Here is an 18,340-nt window from a genome sequence, read left to right as displayed (position 1 = left end):
TGGGTTTTAAAAATATTACCAAGGAATATTTAGTTGAATACCGGTATATTCTTCTTTTCCATTCGTGTATTTGGATATAGAATATGGAATCCCATTAAGAGATATACTGATATCCATGTCTTGCTCCATTTTTATATTCAGCATAGTACAAAAAGCTGACCTTCCCTATTATAAACATACTTTTTACCCATTAGCTTCCCTTTTCGATATTCTTCAAAGATGAATTTCTTCTCCCCTATGGTGTCCTTAATTAATCAAAGTATTTCTTTTAGGCCTGCCGTAAAAAATCACGCTAGCATTTTTAACTCCGTATTTTTCAAGTATGATAACTTTTGATGTTTCATTTAATTCAATGATAGTTTTTTTATATCCAGAACAACTGATAATAATCAATGCTAATAATATGGCAACAAAACTAATTGAATGCGTTCCCATTTGTATATCACGTCTCATTTAATTCTGCGTATTAAAATTCTGCCCTCTATACTATACACTAACTACGATAGTTATGTGATTAGCTCCACATTTAACATCTCCATCCTTCATACTTTATCCCGTTAATTATATTAGGATTAGTAACAATTTCGACCATACATAAACCTTTTTTTTCGTGAATTCCAAGACTTAAAAAAACCTCTTGGCTATCCTGAATAAAATAATGGTACCTTATAATATCCTCCCAATAATCATCTTTTGAATACTCAGTACCAAAATAATCTAAGATCGATGCAAATGTCTGACCTAGTTGAAGCTTTAAGCCTATATCCTTTAAAATTTGATTAGTAATTCTTTTTAAAATAGCATCATCTAATACATTTTCAAAAGATATTACTTCATTCTCCTTTGGATTAAGTTGCGATTGAAAACATATAATATAATGGCCTATATGTTGACAAAGGCCCATTATAGTTGCATATTCAAATTCATAAGACTTTTCTATATACTCTTCTTCTATATAATCCGAAAGTTTTATTCCCTTTAATTTTTCTAAATCAATCATCATTTTTAATCCCTTTCGATCACAATAATTACTTGCTGATCTACTCTTGATCTGGATTAGTTTGTGAATTTTTCCCGTTTAATAACTTCCATAAATTAATAACAGATAAATTATAGGTGGTGGGATTTGAACCCACAACCTCAACTAGACCAATAAATAGTAGGCTTCAGAAATAATGCCTAGTACGTCACCATCTGCTTATTATATTTATTCCGATAATCAATTGGAGTCATACCGGTTATTTTTCTGAACACATCTCTGAAGGCCTTGGAATCTGTATAACCTACTTCGAACATGATCTCGCTGATGTTCTTTCTTGTTGTTTCCAGATTCTTCTTTGCAGCCTCTATCTTTACTCTTTGAATATACTCTGTGATGGTATTACTGGTCGCCTTCTTAAACCTTCTTTCAAAACTCCTTCTTCCCACTGCGAACAGATCTGACAATTGATCCACAGAGATTTTCTCCTGAAAGTTGGATTCTATAAACTCCTGTGCCTTTCTTACCGGTTCGTCTTCATGTTCTTTCTGCCCTCTGAACATGACAAAGGAAGACTGACTGTAACGGTCTATTTCTATTTCGAAATATTTGGCAGCAAGTATTGAAAGCTCTCTGTCTGTATATTTTTCGAGGATGTATATTAGCAGATTCCAGAATGAATTTGCTCCTCCGCTGCAGTAAATGCCCTTTTCATCCGTAATGATTTTTTCTGATACTAATATAGCTTCAGGAAACATCTGCCGGAATGCATGCTCTGCAAGCCAGTGTGTAGCGCATTTCTTGCCTTCCAGCAGGCCGGTAGATGCCAGCAGGAAAGTGCCGACGCATAGACTTGCTACCTCTCCCCCATTATGGTATTGCTTATTGATCCATGGGTAAAAATCTCTATTGATTTCAATGACTTGTTTCCAGTCTCCATTCACAGCCGGGATGATTATCAGATCGGTTTTGAAAGAATCTTCAATAGTCAGATCGGGATGAACTCTGAAAAAAGAATCGTAAACCTGAGGCTCTTTGTCGATCCCCACTAACTGTACTTTAAACAATGGCTGTTTCCCTTTATTGACGAGAAATTCATTGGCCATGGTGAATGCTTTATATGCTCCTTCTATGCAGCCGAGGGCAGCTGCTCCTCTGGGAACCAGAATCGATATGTGCTTCATTTGGATTTATACCTGGAAAATCGGAAAACAATTTCTTCCTGATTTTAATTCTGAGAAATTCAAAATCGGGATACTAACCAATTAAATTAGTATCATAAAAATACAAAAAAAAGTGTCGCAAACAACCCCAAACGAAGGCATTATACATGTTAAATTTTGAAATGTCCTTACAAGAAACAGAACAAGGCTTGAATCAAAATTTTCGATTATAAGTTTGGATTTGCCTAAAAACATCAAAGTCTCATTTGTTTAAATGAGACTGATAAATTGAAGAAACTCTAAGTTACTTAACTTATATTAAGAAATACTTTCAGTATATTTCTTAAAATTATTAAGAATCGCCTGCCAGCCTTGTTGCTGAAATTCTACAGGATTTTCAGATTCTGCATCAAATGTTTCCACTACTTTAGTCTCATTTCCCTGCGCAGTGAACACAATCTTTGTTTTTCTGCCATCTTCCATTATATATTCAATGACTTTATTTATTTCGACATTGGTATATTCACCACCAAAGTCAAAACTAAAACTACCATCTTTCGCAGCCATTGTCGTTTTAAACTTACCGCCTTTACGCAAATCATTTTCCGCATAAGGAGCATGCCAGTCATCAGATGCCTGACACCATTTAGTAATATCTTCTGGTGTATTCCAGGTTTTCCAGACTTTCTCTACAGGTGCTTTTACCAAAGCCTCTACGGTGACAGATATCGGTTTTGTTGTTTCTTTGCTCATAGTCTTTTGGTTTAGATTTGTTATTGACACAAAATTAGTTCAAAACTATATATTCGAATATTTAGTAAACGACAATTATAAGGGGTAATTACGACAAATTTAGACACTCCTGCCAGATTGCTGATACGTAATATAGATTCATTGATTGATTGGACTCCCGCTAAGTATGTCTTTATGTACTTGTCCAGGAAGCACTCTGTAGACAGGAATCTTTATTAAATACTCTTTACACAGCTTTTTAATTTGCCCGTCAATCTGTTCATTTGAATACCTTGAAGAGAAATGGCCAAGAATTAATGTTTCAATATTGATCTCTGAAACCATCTTTATAACCTCATCCAAATTACTATGTTTGTTTCCGTGCTTATTTATTCTTTCCTCATCTATTCCCCCAAGAAAAGTCGCCTCATGAATCAGGATTTTCGAATTGTCCCATTTTGAATAATCATCCACCGGAGTATCTCCTGAATAGGTAAGTATATTTGTTCTTACAATTTCGCTAAGTGCTTCTCTGCCTGATTTTGCTATAAGCTGTTTGATCCTATCCTGAGGAAGTGAGGCATATTCAGGCTTTAATTTTGTTTTAGTCTGATACACTTTATAGCTGAAACTTTTATATATTCCCTTATCGGCCTTTACATGTTCATTTCTGATCACTTTAACAATCAAATGATCTGCAATCTGAATTTCTTGATCTTCAATAACTGGCTTCCAGATGGTGCCTTTTACATGCGGATCAAACTTCTTACTAAACTCTTCTATAGCCGGAAAAGAGCCGCAATGAGCAGGATAATGCAGTATAGGATAACCTTCGCGTGCATTCAGCTGATTGAATTGCAGAAGTCCTCCCAGATGATCTCTATCTGCATGAGAAATAAATACATGTTCTACTTTTCTTGCCTTCTGCAACAGAGAAGCTGCCACTCCGTCTCCCGAATCAAACAATAGACCCAGTTCTTCTACGAAATACCAGGTTGCAAATAATGCGGTCGAATAGCCGCTAATATTAAACTTCATAAAATAATCTTAATCCCTGCTTTTAGCTGTAAGAATAACATTTTATAATCTTTTCACTTTTTTACTTACTGTCCTCTGCAACCTTTGCTTTTCTCTCTTTTGGAAATAAATTATAAATGGAATTAATATCTATATACTTGGGATGGACCAAAACTTCAACACTTCTCTTCTCATCAGAAAATCTTTTATCGAGAATCCAGCCCTCTAAGTCATTTATTAAAGTCATTATTGACAGAAAATTAAAATTCAGTTCATAAATGTATGTTTTTTTATATCTAAAAATTAATTAACTCTTACCATAATTGGAGAAGACTTTCTACCCATTCCTTCTTAACCCAAAATCAAATCGCTCATGAACGATTCTTTTCAGTAAACCTAGTTGCCCGCAATGCCACATAGCATGTTTTATATTCCAGTCTAAAGCTTCCAATTTACTGGATGCAATTGGATGTGGAACTGGTGTCGGATGCAATGACTTTCTCAGATCATGATCGGATAAAGACTTAATAACCTCCAATGATTTTAGCTCAACAAGCATTAGATCTTTCATCAATTGCTCTGGCTCATATTTACCAATTATTCGTTCAGGATTACCTGTAGTGAAAACTTCATCATAATTTTTCAAAGGTATTTGCCCTACAATATCCATCTGATGTCCTACAATCACCATCACAGAATGGAAATAAAAGCTCATCATAAGGTGTCCGACTTGCCATGTCACATTCATTTGAATTACTTCCGGAGTTATGTCCCATTGATCATTTGGTATAGAGGCAATAAGTCTGTTGACCCACCCATAAGTATCTTCAGTTTGTTTCAGCAAAATTTCAACCTGTTTCATTCTGATTTTGATTAAGTCATAACTAATGACAATCCAAATCTAAATGCTTCCGTCTGTAAATTTCTTGATCTGGATCAATAATGCCCTGTACTCATTTTATTTCTTATTCTACTGACAGTCTCAGGAGCTACACCAAGATAGGATGCGATTAAATACTGAGGGAGTCTTTGCGCAAGATCTTTTTTCTGAGAGATGAGTTGAAGATATCTTTCTGCAGGAGTATCGAGTAAAAGAGATTTGACTCTGTCATGGTTCCTTAAAAATAGCATTTCATTCATTTTCCTAGCCATGTCTCTAATAAATGGATAAAGAGTACCCAGCTTATCAAGACCTGGTCTTGTAATCACGTAGACTGTTGTATCTTCAATACATCTGATTTCTTTCTGGGATGGTTTAAAAGTAAGATAGCTATAGTAATTAGTTATAAAACTATTTTCAAAAGCGAATTCTTCAATAATTTCATTACCATTTTTATTATAGACACACATCATAAGGCCACTCTCAATCAGACCTATCTTATGGCAAACACCTCCTTCAGCGATAAAGACTTCATTTTTCTTTATTTTCTCTTTATTAAATTCAGATAAAAAAATAGTTACCTCTTCTTCTGAAAGATTAAAAAGTGTACGAATTGAATTTTTAATATTATTCATGTCTAATAATGAAAATTAATAATATAGAATTCAATATCTAAGTTTAATTTTTTATTTCTCACAATGGATATTTTCTAAACCTCATTTCATTCATTTAAATATCAGAATAATAATAATCATTTTTCCTCTCAACTTCGCAACTAAAGAATTTACTATAAATATTACACGCATTTACATATAAATACATATCCAATTTATATAAAAAAGTACAGGGCAAACTATAATTATTCCATTTTTGAAATTACCCTCAAAATATCAGAATAATCAAAGATTAGGAAGATAACAGAGCTTATTTCCCATGTAACTTTCCCCTATTAAACCTACAGATATTTTGGTCAGCTTTAAATAGGTATAAAAAAAAAGTTCACTAAAAATTGATTATTAAATAATTAAGAGTTTAATTTAAACATTAATTGTTTAAACATGTAAATAGCAAAACAAGCTTTTATCATACTGATTAATATTTCCGCATAACAATGATATTAATATTAGAAAGGGTTTTGTGAGGGTTAAAGCTGGCTCTGACCACTCAATATTAACTTTTAGTACCAAATAATAGCATTCATCCAAACTAACAAACTCATGAAAAAACTTACATTATTATTCTTACTTTCAATTTCTCTTTACTCATGCAAAGATAAGGAGGAAGACAGCCCATCTCCTGATAGCGTCTGTAACACAAGTAATGTTACTTACAGCAATACTGTAAAGTCAATCATTTCCAATAACTGTATCGTTTGCCATGGTGGAGCTCCTATGAATCTCGGTGATATTGCTACACTGCAGGGAGTAGCTAATAGCGGATTGCTCTATAAGGTAATCACTCATGCAGAGGGAGTACCTGCAATGCCCAAGGGTAAGGCAAAACTATCAGACTGTGATATAGCTAAAATAAAAGCATGGATTGATGCAGGTGCTCAGAATAATTAAATTTCAGGATTAGTTATCTATTTCCGTACCTAAGTCAATAAACCACATACCTAACCTTTCACCTGAAGGACCTAACTATCAACTTAAGGAGTTTTATAAAGTGAATTTTGAAAACAAAAAATCACTTTACTTTGTCATCCTAAGCCCTGCGAAGGCTCTGAGGCTTAAAAATATTCAGATTCCTCATTCCTCGGAATGACAAAATCTAAGATTCAGTTTAAGTTGATGGCTAGGTCCCTCAGGAGAAGGGTTATAGTGAGGTCTTATGATTTTAATATATCAATTATATCAACGAAACTTTAATAGTTAATCCAATTAATATTATAAAACTAAAATAATTCTGTAAGAGCGAATTTTGAATAAAATCTTCGTGCTTATACTTGTATTAAAGTTTTATCTTTTGCAGAATCATAAAATAAAAAATAGACCTTGTTCACAGAACAGTATTCAATCAGAATAAACTCCTTACTTTTTAAACCATTGTCAGAGTAAGAGCTTAAATTATTTATTTTAAAATCCTGCAAGATTTAAATGTCAACTTAGTTATTATGAAACATACTGGTCATATCTTATTTATCTTTCTAATCTCATTAATAGTGAATGGGTGTGCTTATAACAATTATGAAGAGTTGTATCCTCAGACTAAAAACAACAATCCTTGCGACAGTTCAATAGCAAGTACATACAACTTGTCTGTTAAATATATTCTATCAAGCAATTGTATTACTTGTCATAGTAAGAATATTGCTTCCGGAGGTGTAGTGCTTGACACCTATGAATCAGTTCGTGAACAAGCTCAGAAAGGAGCATTGATGGGAGCTATTCTTCATAAAAGCGGATATCAGCCAATGCCCCCTGGTACTTCAATACCTCAATGTCAAATCGAAAAAATTCAACAATGGGTTGATGCAAATGAGCCGCAATGATTAATTATTAACATGATTATGAAAAAATTTGTATTTGTAATATTAATATTAAATATCTCAGTTAAACTTTTGGCCCAGGAAGACTTATTGAATAGTCTTGAAAACGAACAGCCACAAAGCAAGCAATTGGTCTTTGCATCTTTCAAAGGAACAAGATTAATTAACCTTCATACTATTGAGACTTTGGGAAAGGGATCTCTGGACTTCAGAATATCACACAGGTTCTCCGATTTCAGTACAGGTGCCTCCAACCTGTGGGGATTGGATGGACCAGCAACCATCCGACTAGGATTTGACTATTCAGTCTCTGATAGATTTACTATAGGGATAGGAAGATCTTCTTATGGTAAACTGGCAGATGGCTTCCTTAAATACAGGATACTTAGACAAACAATGGACAATAGTATGCCTGTCAGCCTGACAGGATTGGTAACAATGAATTTATCCTTAGGCAAAGATCCTAATAAAACGGTTTTGGGAGTAGATAAATATGAAAAATTCAGTTCAAGGATTGCTTATATGTATCAACTTATGATCGCAAGGAAATTCAATGAAAAACTCACTTTACAAATATCTCCAACACTTATTCATTACAATTTGGTAATGAACCTTAACGATAAAAATGACATACTAGCATTAGGTATTTCGGGTAGATATAAGATCACGAGAAGTATCTCCCTGACCGGTGAATATATTTTCAGGATCAACAATTATACCCCTGATCAATCTGATTTATACCACAACAGTGCAAGCATAGGAATGGACCTTGAAACGGGAGGACACGTCTTCCAGGTATTTGTCACAAATTCTTTTGCAATTAATGAGGTACAATTCATACCCTATACTACAAGCAGATGGGATAAAGGGCAAATCAGGCTGGGGTTCAATGTTTCCAGAGTTTTTGCGGTGAGCAGAAGTGCAAAAGATCAAAAAGATAAAATAAAAGGAGAGAAAAAATGGTAAAACAGATAATACATATCATTCTGGTATCTTGTTTAATACTGATAAGGATAGAAACACAGGCTCAAAATAAGATTTACAAAACTTCCACCGGAAAAATCAGTTTTTATTCGGAAACCCCGATAGAAAACATCGATGCTCATTCCTCTGCCATGTCTTCTGCCATTAATCCGACAAACAGAGAAGCTGCAGCACTTGTTATGATTAACAGCTTCAAGTTTAAGAATTCTCTTATGCAAGAGCATTTCAATGAGAAGTACATGGAAAGTGACAAGTATCCGAAAGCAACATTTTCAGGTGTGATAAATGAAAATGTGGACTTGATGAAACCAGGTAACTATAATGTGACAGTAACAGGCAAACTGACTATACATGGAGTAGAGCAGAATCGGACGATAAATGCTAAAATTACAGTAAGTGAATCATTACAGCTTCATTTAAAAGCAGACTTTAATGTAAAACTTGAAGACCATAAAATTAAAGTTCCAGAAATAGTATTTCATAAAATAGCCGAAGTAATAGCTGTGAAGATTGATGCAGATTATAATCTGAAATAGCAGTTATTATTTCATGAGTTAAATTTTATGATGTTAATTTAGCGATTAAACTTTTTTGGTAATACATACCTGATAGAATAAAGAAGAGGCTGTTTTTCACTGAAAGACAGCCTTCTTTTAATTTAAAGGGTTCCAAGGATTTTGCTCAACAATTTATGAAAGCTTAATTTTTACAACCATTAACAATTCACTCAATTTATCCAACTCTGATTGTGAATCAATAGATAATGTAAATGCATTATCCAAAGTAAGTCCACTATAATCAGCGATAAATAACCCCCATTCAGCATCATTAACAGAGACGGGAGTTCCATTGACTTTAATCGTTATAGCTGAAGGTGATTTTGCAACAAAAGTAATATGGTCAATATCCGCATTGTTGATTCCGTTTATAAAATATGGTAAGCGGTCTTTTGAAATACTTAAACTTGCTGATTTATTTTTCCTGAGCATATGCCACTCATTTGGCATATCATGTTTCATATTTAATGCAATATGGAAACCTTGTTCAGTGTTCAATTGCTGTTTAATCTGCTCTATTCTTTCTATCAAAGAACCTTCTGCGAGACCTTTTAAAGTACTTCCCCCTTCCCTGGCAGTATATTTCATATGTAAAATCACATCAGAGATAGTATCATAGTTAAATTGTTTTGATACGTTAGGATTGGGCAATTCTAATCTCCAGGAACTTATAGCACCACAGCCTTCAAATGGGAGATATCGTTCATCCCTGAAATTCAACTCAAACAAACCACTATCATTCTGTGCATTGCTGGTTGCCACAGACTGAATAGCCCCAATGTTGTACATAAATCTTTCGTCGTTATTGAGATCCTCAAGATATCCAGTGGAAGCAGCATTATCTGAATTGATATTTTTCCTGTAACGATTATTAATCAAAGATAATTTAGCACTCACTGAAGTATACGGACCAGCTATACAAGGCAAACTAATGCTTACGGATTTTATCCTTCTGAAATAATGCCCGGCATAATCCATGTCATAAAGCACTTCAGGTACTTCGAAATCACAAACTCCTGTAGCACGCAACCTGATTAAAGCAAGAGGGTCAAGCTGAGAAAGAGAAATGTGCTTAATGATTTCATACTCTCTTTTGTTTTTATCAAGATATCCAGCCTCCATTCTCTTTATATCATGTAACAATGCATCTGCTGATTGTAATCCTTTTTTCATACTATCCCAATATCCGAAAGAAATAAAGCTATCATCATTTCCCAATTCAAACCTATAACTTCTTTCGGCCTTTTTGGCGAAGTCATGAGCCAGTTGGTAGGATTTGTAATAAACAGAACTTATCTGCCCTATCATCCAGTCATACAGCTCTTTGTTAGTATATTTCGAACGCATGAATTCATCCGTTTTCTTTGCATTCTCAATTTGTAAGTCATGATTTTTCAAATCCGATTCAGAAATTTCTTTCCTGATTTCAGCAGCAGCTATTTGCTTTTCTATACTGGCAAGTTCTTTTTCAGCTAAAAGCTCTTGCAATTTCCAGTCATCATAGCGCCTTTGATAATTTGCAACAGTAGAAATTCCACCAGCGACTTTGTCAATAAGCTGGGAGTCTAATAGAATTGCTTTCGCAAATGATTTTATAGAATTTGAAATTTTATCTCCATCCAAAATGGTTGTTAATGAAACTGGGGATCCTCCTAATCCCGCACCACCAGCTGTTACTGTTGGAGCTAATGCCATACCACCTGCGGCCTTTTCCATTACAGAACTAATCCCATAGGCAATGATTGAAAATGCATTCAAAGACAATGACGTGGTTTCAAGAGCAGTCATAAACTTAATGTCTTTATAGAATTTATACCTTTCTTCTGTAACCTTCTGAGTCCGCTTCAAGACTTCTATTTGTTCATTTGCCTCATCAATCTGCAGCTTTTTAATATCTCTGACTGCATTCAACACTTTTAATTCCAACTCATTCCTTAATAGTGATAATGCCTCCGCATCCTTTTTCTCCAATGCTTGAAGCAGGGAATTACCAAGCCCCCGAACCTCCTGAACAAGCTCTGTTGCTTTAGCTGATAAAACATTAAACCGATAAAAAGGTGTGGGTGCATTGAAACCTGATAATATGGAAGAAACATCCAAACCAGAAGCGGCTGCTTTTACCAACATTCCCGGATCTATTGGTGGAGCAAATAAAGCTAAACTTCTTTCTATTCCATCAATGTTTTGACAATGTCTTATCTTGAACAAACGGTCAGCAACTCTGTCCCAATATTCAAACATCTTTTCGTTTTGAGGAATGCAGAAGTAAAGCATGGATAAAGTGACCGGCAAAGGAGGCAGCTCCGCTCCTCCTTCTGGCAGTGCGGATAAATCCGGCAGAATATTTTCAAGTGCAATCAGTGCATTACCAAAATTATCCAATTTGGCTTCCATCTGGTTGTATGTTTCATAAGGTTGCTTTACTAGCGGAGGAACTATTCTTGGCTTTGGTCCTAGTAACTTATCAGCAAGTATATACATTTGGGTTGCCTGAGCTATAGACTCCATTGTATCCTGTCTGAATAAATAATCTCCCCATTCTGTGAGGTTATCGATGTATTTCATCAATAAAGCTTTCTGATAAGCTACTGGCCTGAACCTCGCTATGACATCAGGCCTGAATGGCTTCTTCCTCCATTGCTCTATTGCAAACTCCATTTCTTTAATGTCAGGATTATTTTTGTCTGCAGTCGCATTCATTAATGAATCAATCCTCTGAGCTATGTAATCGGATTCCTGATTCAGATAAAATGGCTTGGTTACCCAATATTTCTGAACTCCGGCACCTGATAATGCTCCTGTTGGATTGAACATGTAATGAAACCAGGAAAGTGCCTCTTCAAAACGTTGGTTCTTTGTCAGACTAGTTGCGATATGTAGAGGTATACGATAAAATAAATCCCAATTGTATAAGCTATAACTTCCATCACTGGTAAAATCAACATCTTCAATCGGGTAGTTGTAGATTAATGATCCATCAGCTTGCTTATAGCTAAGTTTTGCAATATGAAGTTCTTCAGGATTATAATAAGCCTTGAAATCAAAAGTTGTATTAATTTTCAGCTGGGTCTCTCGACTCATTAAACTCGATATACCATCTTTATACAAAATAGTTTTCAATGCACATACCATCGGGTGGTACATATTTTTAAACTGCTCACCATATACAAGACCATTTTGCTCCAATGCCTTCTTCAAATATTCATCAAATTCTGTATTGTCTGTAATACCAATTAACTTTTGAAGGAGTGGTTGAAGGGCTTTGTAATGCGACATTTCCTGAATGATCTCTTGAAAGTCAGGGTCAGCAATAATCCGGTCTATAGCCTCTTGTGTATTTGCTGGTGGCTCATCCTGAAATTCAAGCCTGATTTTTTTTACCCAATTTATAATTCTATCTATAAGTTGAAATACGTCAGATGCCGTTCGCTTCTCATCGTCTGTCAAACCAATAACAGAATAAAACTCCCCTCCCGCATACTGTTCTTTATAGAAGCCTGGGATAATTACATATGCATGCCAGCTATCTTCCATAAAATAAGGAAGCAAAGTGCCGAATGGAATTTTTAATCCCGGAAGTTTAATATCTGTATTTGATTTCCTTAATAAGAGAATAATAATGAATTGATAAACTGCACTGATCAGATCAATAATGGTCAATTGATGTGGATATGTGATTCTGAATTGTCCCGGTGTCTTATCAAATAACTTAAAGAATTGAAAAGGACTTATTCCATTTTTGACTTTAAGATCATCGGGACTTGCATTTACATCCTCTGTATATCGTTGAGAAAGTAGTCTGGCCTGACTGAAATCGGGTAGAAAATCAGTCAATTCATAATTACCGTCTTTAACTTTTTCAGGATATCCCTTGCATCCTGTTATATCAAATATTCCATTAAAAATTTTATCTTCAAAATCCGGTTTATTCAAGCGACTGCTAAATACATAAATCTGACTGAGGAATTCTATATAGATCAGATTAAACTTTTCTTTATTTATTAAATCATAGGTAAAACCTTCACCAAATCCTGGTGTGTAAATGCAGTCCTTTGATACTTTTTTCGGCTGCCACTTCTTATTACTGAATTCGCTTATTGCCAGCTGGATTTTAAGCTTTTTTCTTGGCTTATCAGTAGGTTGTTCACCATGATTATTTTGATTAGGTAATTTTGCTCCCTGGTTCGGATCCGATTCTTCACTGAAAATAAGCCATGCAAGATGTAAACGATTATTACGTATAAAGGCAAGAAGCTGTTCTCCAGTAATATCTAAATCAACTTTCTCCCAGGCTGTCCAGTTGCGTTCACTTTCGAATCTTCTATAATAATATATATCAGGATCACCGCCTTTGGTGCGTGCAAATACGTGCATAGTTCGGGATGGAACATCATACCATGTTGCTTTCACCTCAAGGAATGCAATATGATCCAGTTTCTCCAGATAATTTTTAACTGACTCCTCTGCAGTATCATTAGTGAGTTCATTTTGCTGGAGTTCATTGATTAAATCAGTGAGCAAGAAAGATTTATCATCAGCGAGCGTTACATCATACCAGTTTTCCGGATACAGGAATATTTTTCTATTAGCTTCCCAAACACGGTAATTCTTCATCCATTTCCATTGATTCCAATCCGGATCTTCCCCTGTATTTGCAATAGCTTCAGGCTCCAGTCCCATCAGGCAGCGTTGTACAAACAACTGAATACTATTATGAGCCAAAACAATCCGGGATGAAGGCATACAAGCGCCCATTTCAACATCTACCAGAAAATATTCATATAAATCATTTTCATCTTTAACATCTGGATTTGTCGCGAGTAAATATGCAACCAAAGCATCTCTTTTTTGAGGCCGGATTTTGTCCATTATCTCTTTAAGAGTGCTTAACCAGGTATCTTCATTATATCGGGTTTTAAGGTTGGCACGAAGGTCTGCTGCATCTGCCGCATTTAGCACAGGTTTAATAAAACCAGTAATCTGACCTATATTAGCACTCAATGTTCTCATGCTTTCTGCGCATTGCAGCAAACGCTTCAAATTGGTGATGCTTTTATAATTATCAGGACTAAAGGCCGCAAAGAAATATTGATCAACAGCAATCAAATCCGATTTCTCATTACCCGTAAGTAAACCAAGAGATTGCATCAATTCATCCTGACTAGAAGAGTTATTGAGTGTAAGCTCAATAACGCTGAAAAATGAAATTGGATTTTCAGCATCTAATGGATTTAAAACTGGAGAAAGATCTTTTGTCAGCGACAGCAGTTCTATAAATTCAGTATATTGCTGATAAGGAACATTTGGCTGAGTTGGCTCAAACGGAATATTATCCAGTTCAAACCACCCCAGTTTATGGGCATTTTTAAGGAACCACTCTAACTGGATATTATTTAATTTCAGAGCACTAATCAAAGGGAGCAGCTTATGCAATAAACGAAGCGCTGCATATTGCCTAGAAAATGCTGCTTTATTGATATTTGGCAAAACAGGAAGTGGGTGTCCGGAATCAATATCTGCTATATCAATCAAAGTATTACTTTGTAAAACATCTATGAGCAGATCTGTTCCTGGTGCTGTTTTTTTCAAAATGGCATTGGATAACACTATATCAACCGAATCAATACTGGTCTTAAATGTGTTTGATAGTGCAGTATTGATTATAGAAGCTCTGTCTTGCTCAAAGAGATATGCTGCAATTCCTTCAAGCCAGGCTTTAATAAAAGCTTTCTGCTCTGTCTCCGCATTCGGACCTGCATTGTTTAAATTAGTTATTGCAGTCTTGATTGCTGTAACATCAAAGAGGGTGTCTATTTTTTTGTCATCAACAAATGTAATGGCATCAGCAGAAGAGCTGCCATTGTGTACCACAAAAAGTTCATCAACCCAGGAATATTTCCAGTTGCTGTCAAGAAAGTTTAACAGGATGGCCACATCTTGTTCATTCAATACAGGTAATTTGGAAAGATATGTTTTAAATGTTTCTTTTTGAACTTCAACTGTTAATGCATCATTATAAGGAGAACGATTTACGTTGAAGGATTTTTGGCTGGCAAGTTGAATGCCGGAAAGCATTGCCTTAATCTTCTCAGGTTTAATCTCACGGTCAATTAAATTATCGGCTTTATGTTGAAGTATATATTTTACATCAACTACGTTTATAGAACCTTTCTTAGCATCCTCCAATGCTTCACAAAACTTAAGAGTGTCTTCTGCTGAGTTAAAAACATCAATACCGGTAAGTTCTTTTAATGTGAAAAAGTCGTCTGTTTTAATTTTAAGCTTTTTCATCAACTTTCCTATTGCATACATTCCGCTTAAGTTTATAAAACTTAATTCTCCATTGGGAAGAGCTGCTACCAGTTTATCGAAGTCAGCTTCTTTTATGCTTATGCATGTGCTGATGGCTTTTCTGAAATCAGTCAGTTGTTTTTTGACAACGGCAGTTTCATTTTCAATTATCTTTTCTGCAGTAAGCCCCGGTTCAACAGATCTGTTTTGGGACTTATTCTGAAATATTGAATCATATAGTGTATTGGTTTGATAAGGCAATAAAGTGTGAGGAATTTCACCAAAACAACAGATCAGTTCTTCAACCTTTAAACCGGTTTTGATGCTGATCTTTTTAATGTTTGAAATTACTAAAAGGCAATGATCATTAAGGTTCGCATTACCAAGTTTAGCCTGACTTATAACTTCATCTAAAGTTTCAAATCTCCACCCTAACTTTCGTTGAAGGCGGATAAAACGATGTATGCGATCCAGCACGGCAAGATCCAGATTCTTTATTTCTTTGGTAGCTGTGTCACAAGTAAGGTCATTATTAAAAATAAAAAGATTTCCGTTTTTATTGATAAACCTTAATTTAAGTAGTAATTCCAGCTCTTTATAATGAAGGCCAGTCCTATCCAGAAAAAGATCCACTTGTTTTAAGTAATCTATAACATTGCCAGAAGGAACATTCCAAAAGTTTTGTTGTGCAGCATTATCATTAAGAATCGGGGTATTGGCAATAAGTTGCCTATCGCTATCGGCAAGGCCAATATATTCAGAAGCAATGGTTTCATTACTTGGAATAGCAGTCCTTTGAAAAGTCTGCATCAGGTCAGCACGCTTGATTCCAAAACGTTCAAAATAAGCTTTGGCTTCTGTATGAGGAAGATCAAATGGAAGTTTGAAAGCAAAATTACTATTCATTAAGGCATCGTAAGCCTGCGTATTTACATATTCTGGTACAGCGTCTAATTCTTCAGCAGAAGACATTGTTTGCCTTAAACGATAAATGGTATAATTATTAGCACCTGTATTTAATATTTTGCATACCAACTTTTTATCACGCAAATAATGTGGTAAAGCTAAAGGAGAAACTATACTACTTTCTGTTTCATGAATCAATGCCTTATCTGTAACAGGCAAACCAGTAGCCTCTAATGCAGCTAACAGACTGTTTGATATTTTCCCTTTTGATGGATTAGATCCGTCAACCAAATCACCTGTAAAATTAATACCCTGATCAGGAGCAATTGCGTCTTCCAGAATTTCATTCACCAGATCAATATATTTAACAGGGGTATTTGCATTCTCACAACCTAAGTCAATTTCTCCAAGATCAGGTCGTCTTTTAAACAAGATAGATTTTGCATTGCCACTGACTACTGTCCTCTTGTCCAGGAATTGCAAAATTTCTACCAGATATGCAGCAGGGCTATGCACCGAACGACAATGCTCACATTCACAAGTGTCAGTAAGTTTAAAAAGGGATTTTAAATTAGGAAACTCCTTACTAACAGTTTCAATCTTTTTTACCAAAGAAGCATTCTCCAGTGAAGCAATATCCATTGCACTTATGCTGTCATTCAAATCTCCTAAGGTAAGCATTGCAGCAGTGTTTTTTGTCTCAGCTTTACGAAATACTTCGTTTGCTTCTATCTCTGATAATCCGGCTTTGGGGGCAATTTCTTTCTGGAAACGGCTTTTTCCAATAGAGACAATATTAAATGCGGAATGAATCTTTTCATCCCTCAATGCCATTATTTTCCCATAATGAGGAACCAGCTTAAAAATACGTTGGATAGATTTCAACTCATCTGCCACTGCTTCAGAATCAAACTCATCCCCTTTTTCTTTGAGGTAGAGATCAACATGATCCCTCAGAAATTCGAAGTTTTCATGCTTATTAAAAAAATTGACAATTTCTTTTTGATTCTTTAATACAACTTTTTCAGATCGTTCCAATTGCGCTGCAAAAGCAACTGTAGGAAACGCTTTTTCAAATCTTCTTACAACCGCTGAAGCATAAGTGTTGATAGCTTTTTCATCATGTGATCCCCTACTAGCCTTTTTAATTTCCTCTACCCACTTAGCTTTATTAAAGCGGGCAAGTTTCTTTACATCCGATACCTTTTCAATTCTGACTTCTTTTACAATACCAGCTACAGCTTCCTTGCTAAAATTGAAAAACTTATTTAAAGAATCATCCAGATTGCTCTCTTTAGTTGCTCCCTTCCTTTCAAAGAAATCAGGATCTGATACTTTATCGAAGAAAGTATTCAAATCGTTTTTATTGTCAAACAGAAGTTGTTCTACCTCCTTTACTTTGACAGGGTCAAGCAATTTTGTAACAAGCTCTATAACCCTTTTCGAATGCTCCTTTTCATAATAAGCCTCTGCATCTCTTTTAAACTTTTGCAGCACCTCTATATCATGACTCAAATTCCGCAAAACAGACACTCCTGTAAGGTTTTCCTGAACTGCAGCTTTAAGATCCGTCTCTATTATATTAGTATCAGTGAGTGCTATATCAAATAGCAATATTTTATCATCATCACCTAAGCTAATGGAATGTCGAGCTTTAAAAGCCCCTCCAAAATCATTCTGCAGCAAAGTTCCTTTTCTGAATATTCCATAAAAGAAATCAGCGTTTATGCTAGTCAACTTTTGCAAACGATGAGCTACTACAAGATGTTCAAGCTTTTCTGAAGCCTGCTCCAATTCCTTCGAAAGAAAAGTAATATCCCTGTGTTCCTTATTTTCCTGTATATCTTCAATGGCAACATTCCCTGCAAGGAATAGTACTTCTTTGACCAGCCAGTCAAACTCCACTGTTTCTTTCGGAACCGGCTGTCTTAATATGATATTTATTTCCTCCCGCTCCCCAGCATTGAACCTGACATCATCCATATCTGATTTATAGAGCTCAATGCCTTTTTCAGAGGTTAGAACTTTAATTGCTATATCTGCAGTTTTTTTCCCCCGACCACTCAACTGCTCATGGCTCCATGTCATTTCGAATTTACCTTCCTTATTGGTTGAAGTAGCTGATAGTAATTGCCAACTTCTCATGTCAACGTCATAGATTTCTATCTTTAGATTTGGAAGAGGATAGTTGTTGGCATCGGTGATGGTACCAACAACGGTATTGTTTTTGAGAATAGTAGCCATGATAAATTTTTTATATAATATTTTTATTTTTTTCGCTTCAATTGTTAATATATGCGATACCAGACAGTCATCAATTGGACATTAATTTTTTAACTATCA

The 18,340-nt window shown here is 35.2% G+C and carries 14 protein-coding genes; 4 read left to right on the top strand and 10 right to left on the bottom strand.

What is annotated here, in order from left to right; genetic code table 11:
• Positions 1 to 15 precede the first annotated feature (15 nt).
• From MYP_RS26760 to MYP_RS13990, 9 genes are all read right to left on the bottom strand, one after another.
• Positions 16 to 144 carry a hypothetical protein gene (locus MYP_RS26760; protein WP_262506773.1) on the bottom strand — a complete coding sequence of 43 codons (129 nt, stop codon included), beginning with the start codon at positions 142 to 144 and terminating at the stop codon, positions 16 to 18.
• Positions 145 to 246: 102 nt separating this feature from the next.
• The gene (locus MYP_RS14020) at positions 247 to 453 is read right to left on the bottom strand and encodes a hypothetical protein (protein WP_156140608.1); all 207 of its coding nucleotides are present in this window, start codon (positions 451 to 453) and stop codon (positions 247 to 249) included.
• Positions 454 to 526: 73 nt separating this feature from the next.
• A complete protein-coding gene (locus tag MYP_RS14015; protein ID WP_045464472.1) occupies positions 527 to 1,003 on the bottom strand; it encodes a hypothetical protein in 477 nt (158 codons plus the stop codon).
• A gap of 176 nt (positions 1,004 to 1,179) precedes the next feature.
• A complete protein-coding gene (locus MYP_RS14010; protein ID WP_045464470.1) occupies positions 1,180 to 2,163 on the bottom strand; it encodes a GlxA family transcriptional regulator in 984 nt (327 codons plus the stop codon).
• Between the two features lie 297 nt (positions 2,164 to 2,460).
• Positions 2,461 to 2,895 carry an SRPBCC family protein gene (locus tag MYP_RS14005; protein ID WP_045464468.1) on the bottom strand — a complete coding sequence of 145 codons (435 nt, stop codon included), beginning with the start codon at positions 2,893 to 2,895 and terminating at the stop codon, positions 2,461 to 2,463.
• Between the two features lie 138 nt (positions 2,896 to 3,033).
• Positions 3,034 to 3,912: an MBL fold metallo-hydrolase gene (locus MYP_RS14000; protein WP_045464466.1), complete on the bottom strand. Its 879-nt coding sequence runs from the start codon at positions 3,910 to 3,912 to the stop codon at positions 3,034 to 3,036.
• Positions 3,913 to 3,973: 61 nt separating this feature from the next.
• A complete protein-coding gene (locus MYP_RS26105) occupies positions 3,974 to 4,138 on the bottom strand; it encodes a hypothetical protein (RefSeq protein WP_156140607.1) in 165 nt (54 codons plus the stop codon).
• Positions 4,139 to 4,228: 90 nt separating this feature from the next.
• The gene (locus MYP_RS13995) at positions 4,229 to 4,753 is read right to left on the bottom strand and encodes a DinB family protein (RefSeq protein WP_045464465.1); all 525 of its coding nucleotides are present in this window, start codon (positions 4,751 to 4,753) and stop codon (positions 4,229 to 4,231) included.
• 74 nt (positions 4,754 to 4,827) lie between these two features.
• On the bottom strand, positions 4,828 to 5,406 hold the full coding sequence (locus tag MYP_RS13990) for a Crp/Fnr family transcriptional regulator (RefSeq protein WP_045464463.1): 579 nt from the start codon (positions 5,404 to 5,406) through the stop codon (positions 4,828 to 4,830).
• A gap of 582 nt (positions 5,407 to 5,988) precedes the next feature.
• Between MYP_RS13990 and MYP_RS13985 the strand changes: the two genes are divergently transcribed.
• The 4 genes from MYP_RS13985 to MYP_RS13970 all read left to right on the top strand — a co-directional run bounded on the left by MYP_RS13985 (position 5,989) and on the right by MYP_RS13970 (position 8,779).
• A complete protein-coding gene (locus tag MYP_RS13985) occupies positions 5,989 to 6,336 on the top strand; it encodes a c-type cytochrome (RefSeq protein WP_045464461.1) in 348 nt (115 codons plus the stop codon).
• Positions 6,337 to 6,884: 548 nt separating this feature from the next.
• The gene (locus MYP_RS25130) at positions 6,885 to 7,262 is read left to right on the top strand and encodes a c-type cytochrome domain-containing protein (RefSeq protein ID WP_052430209.1); all 378 of its coding nucleotides are present in this window, start codon (positions 6,885 to 6,887) and stop codon (positions 7,260 to 7,262) included.
• 18 nt (positions 7,263 to 7,280) lie between these two features.
• Positions 7,281 to 8,225 (top strand): DUF5777 family beta-barrel protein, encoded by a 945-nt coding sequence (locus tag MYP_RS13975; protein WP_045464717.1) that lies wholly within the window; start codon positions 7,281 to 7,283, stop codon positions 8,223 to 8,225.
• Positions 8,219 to 8,779: a YceI family protein gene (locus MYP_RS13970; RefSeq protein ID WP_045464459.1), complete on the top strand. Its 561-nt coding sequence runs from the start codon at positions 8,219 to 8,221 to the stop codon at positions 8,777 to 8,779. The genes MYP_RS13975 and MYP_RS13970 overlap by 7 nt, the downstream gene beginning before the upstream one ends.
• A 153-nt stretch (positions 8,780 to 8,932) precedes the next feature.
• Here MYP_RS13970 and MYP_RS13965 read toward each other — a convergent pair whose 3' ends face one another.
• A complete protein-coding gene (locus tag MYP_RS13965) occupies positions 8,933 to 18,241 on the bottom strand; it encodes a neuraminidase-like domain-containing protein (RefSeq protein ID WP_045464457.1) in 9,309 nt (3,102 codons plus the stop codon).
• Positions 18,242 to 18,340: the final 99 nt, after the last annotated feature.

This window comes from Sporocytophaga myxococcoides, from assembly GCF_000775915.1.
GTDB classification, from domain to species: domain Bacteria; phylum Bacteroidota; class Bacteroidia; order Cytophagales; family Cytophagaceae; genus Sporocytophaga; species Sporocytophaga myxococcoides_A.
The sequence above is the reverse complement of the archived record's forward strand: the minus strand, read 5'-3'. Positions and strand labels throughout refer to the sequence as shown.

Bases quoted from the DNA above. Each gene is read 5' to 3' on its own strand.
- MYP_RS14020 (WP_156140608.1), bottom strand. From the start codon at position 453: ATGAGACGTGATATACAAATGGGAACGCATTCAATTAGTTTTGTTGCC.
- MYP_RS14005 (WP_045464468.1), bottom strand. From the start codon at position 2,895: ATGAGCAAAGAAACAACAAAACCGATATCTGTCACCGTAGAGGCTTTG.
- MYP_RS25130 (WP_052430209.1), top strand. From the start codon at position 6,885: ATGAAACATACTGGTCATATCTTATTTATCTTTCTAATCTCATTAATA.
- MYP_RS14010 (WP_045464470.1), bottom strand. From the start codon at position 2,163: ATGAAGCACATATCGATTCTGGTTCCCAGAGGAGCAGCTGCCCTCGGC.
- MYP_RS26760 (WP_262506773.1), bottom strand. From the start codon at position 144: ATGCTGAATATAAAAATGGAGCAAGACATGGATATCAGTATATCTCTT.
- MYP_RS14015 (WP_045464472.1), bottom strand. From the start codon at position 1,003: ATGATGATTGATTTAGAAAAATTAAAGGGAATAAAACTTTCGGATTAT.
- MYP_RS26105 (WP_156140607.1), bottom strand. From the start codon at position 4,138: ATGACTTTAATAAATGACTTAGAGGGCTGGATTCTCGATAAAAGATTT.
- MYP_RS13985 (WP_045464461.1), top strand. From the start codon at position 5,989: ATGAAAAAACTTACATTATTATTCTTACTTTCAATTTCTCTTTACTCA.
- MYP_RS14000 (WP_045464466.1), bottom strand. From the start codon at position 3,912: ATGAAGTTTAATATTAGCGGCTATTCGACCGCATTATTTGCAACCTGG.
- MYP_RS13995 (WP_045464465.1), bottom strand. From the start codon at position 4,753: ATGAAACAGGTTGAAATTTTGCTGAAACAAACTGAAGATACTTATGGG.
- MYP_RS13970 (WP_045464459.1), top strand. From the start codon at position 8,219: ATGGTAAAACAGATAATACATATCATTCTGGTATCTTGTTTAATACTG.
- MYP_RS13965 (WP_045464457.1), bottom strand. From the start codon at position 18,241: ATGGCTACTATTCTCAAAAACAATACCGTTGTTGGTACCATCACCGAT.
- MYP_RS13990 (WP_045464463.1), bottom strand. From the start codon at position 5,406: ATGAATAATATTAAAAATTCAATTCGTACACTTTTTAATCTTTCAGAA.
- MYP_RS13975 (WP_045464717.1), top strand. From the start codon at position 7,281: ATGAAAAAATTTGTATTTGTAATATTAATATTAAATATCTCAGTTAAA.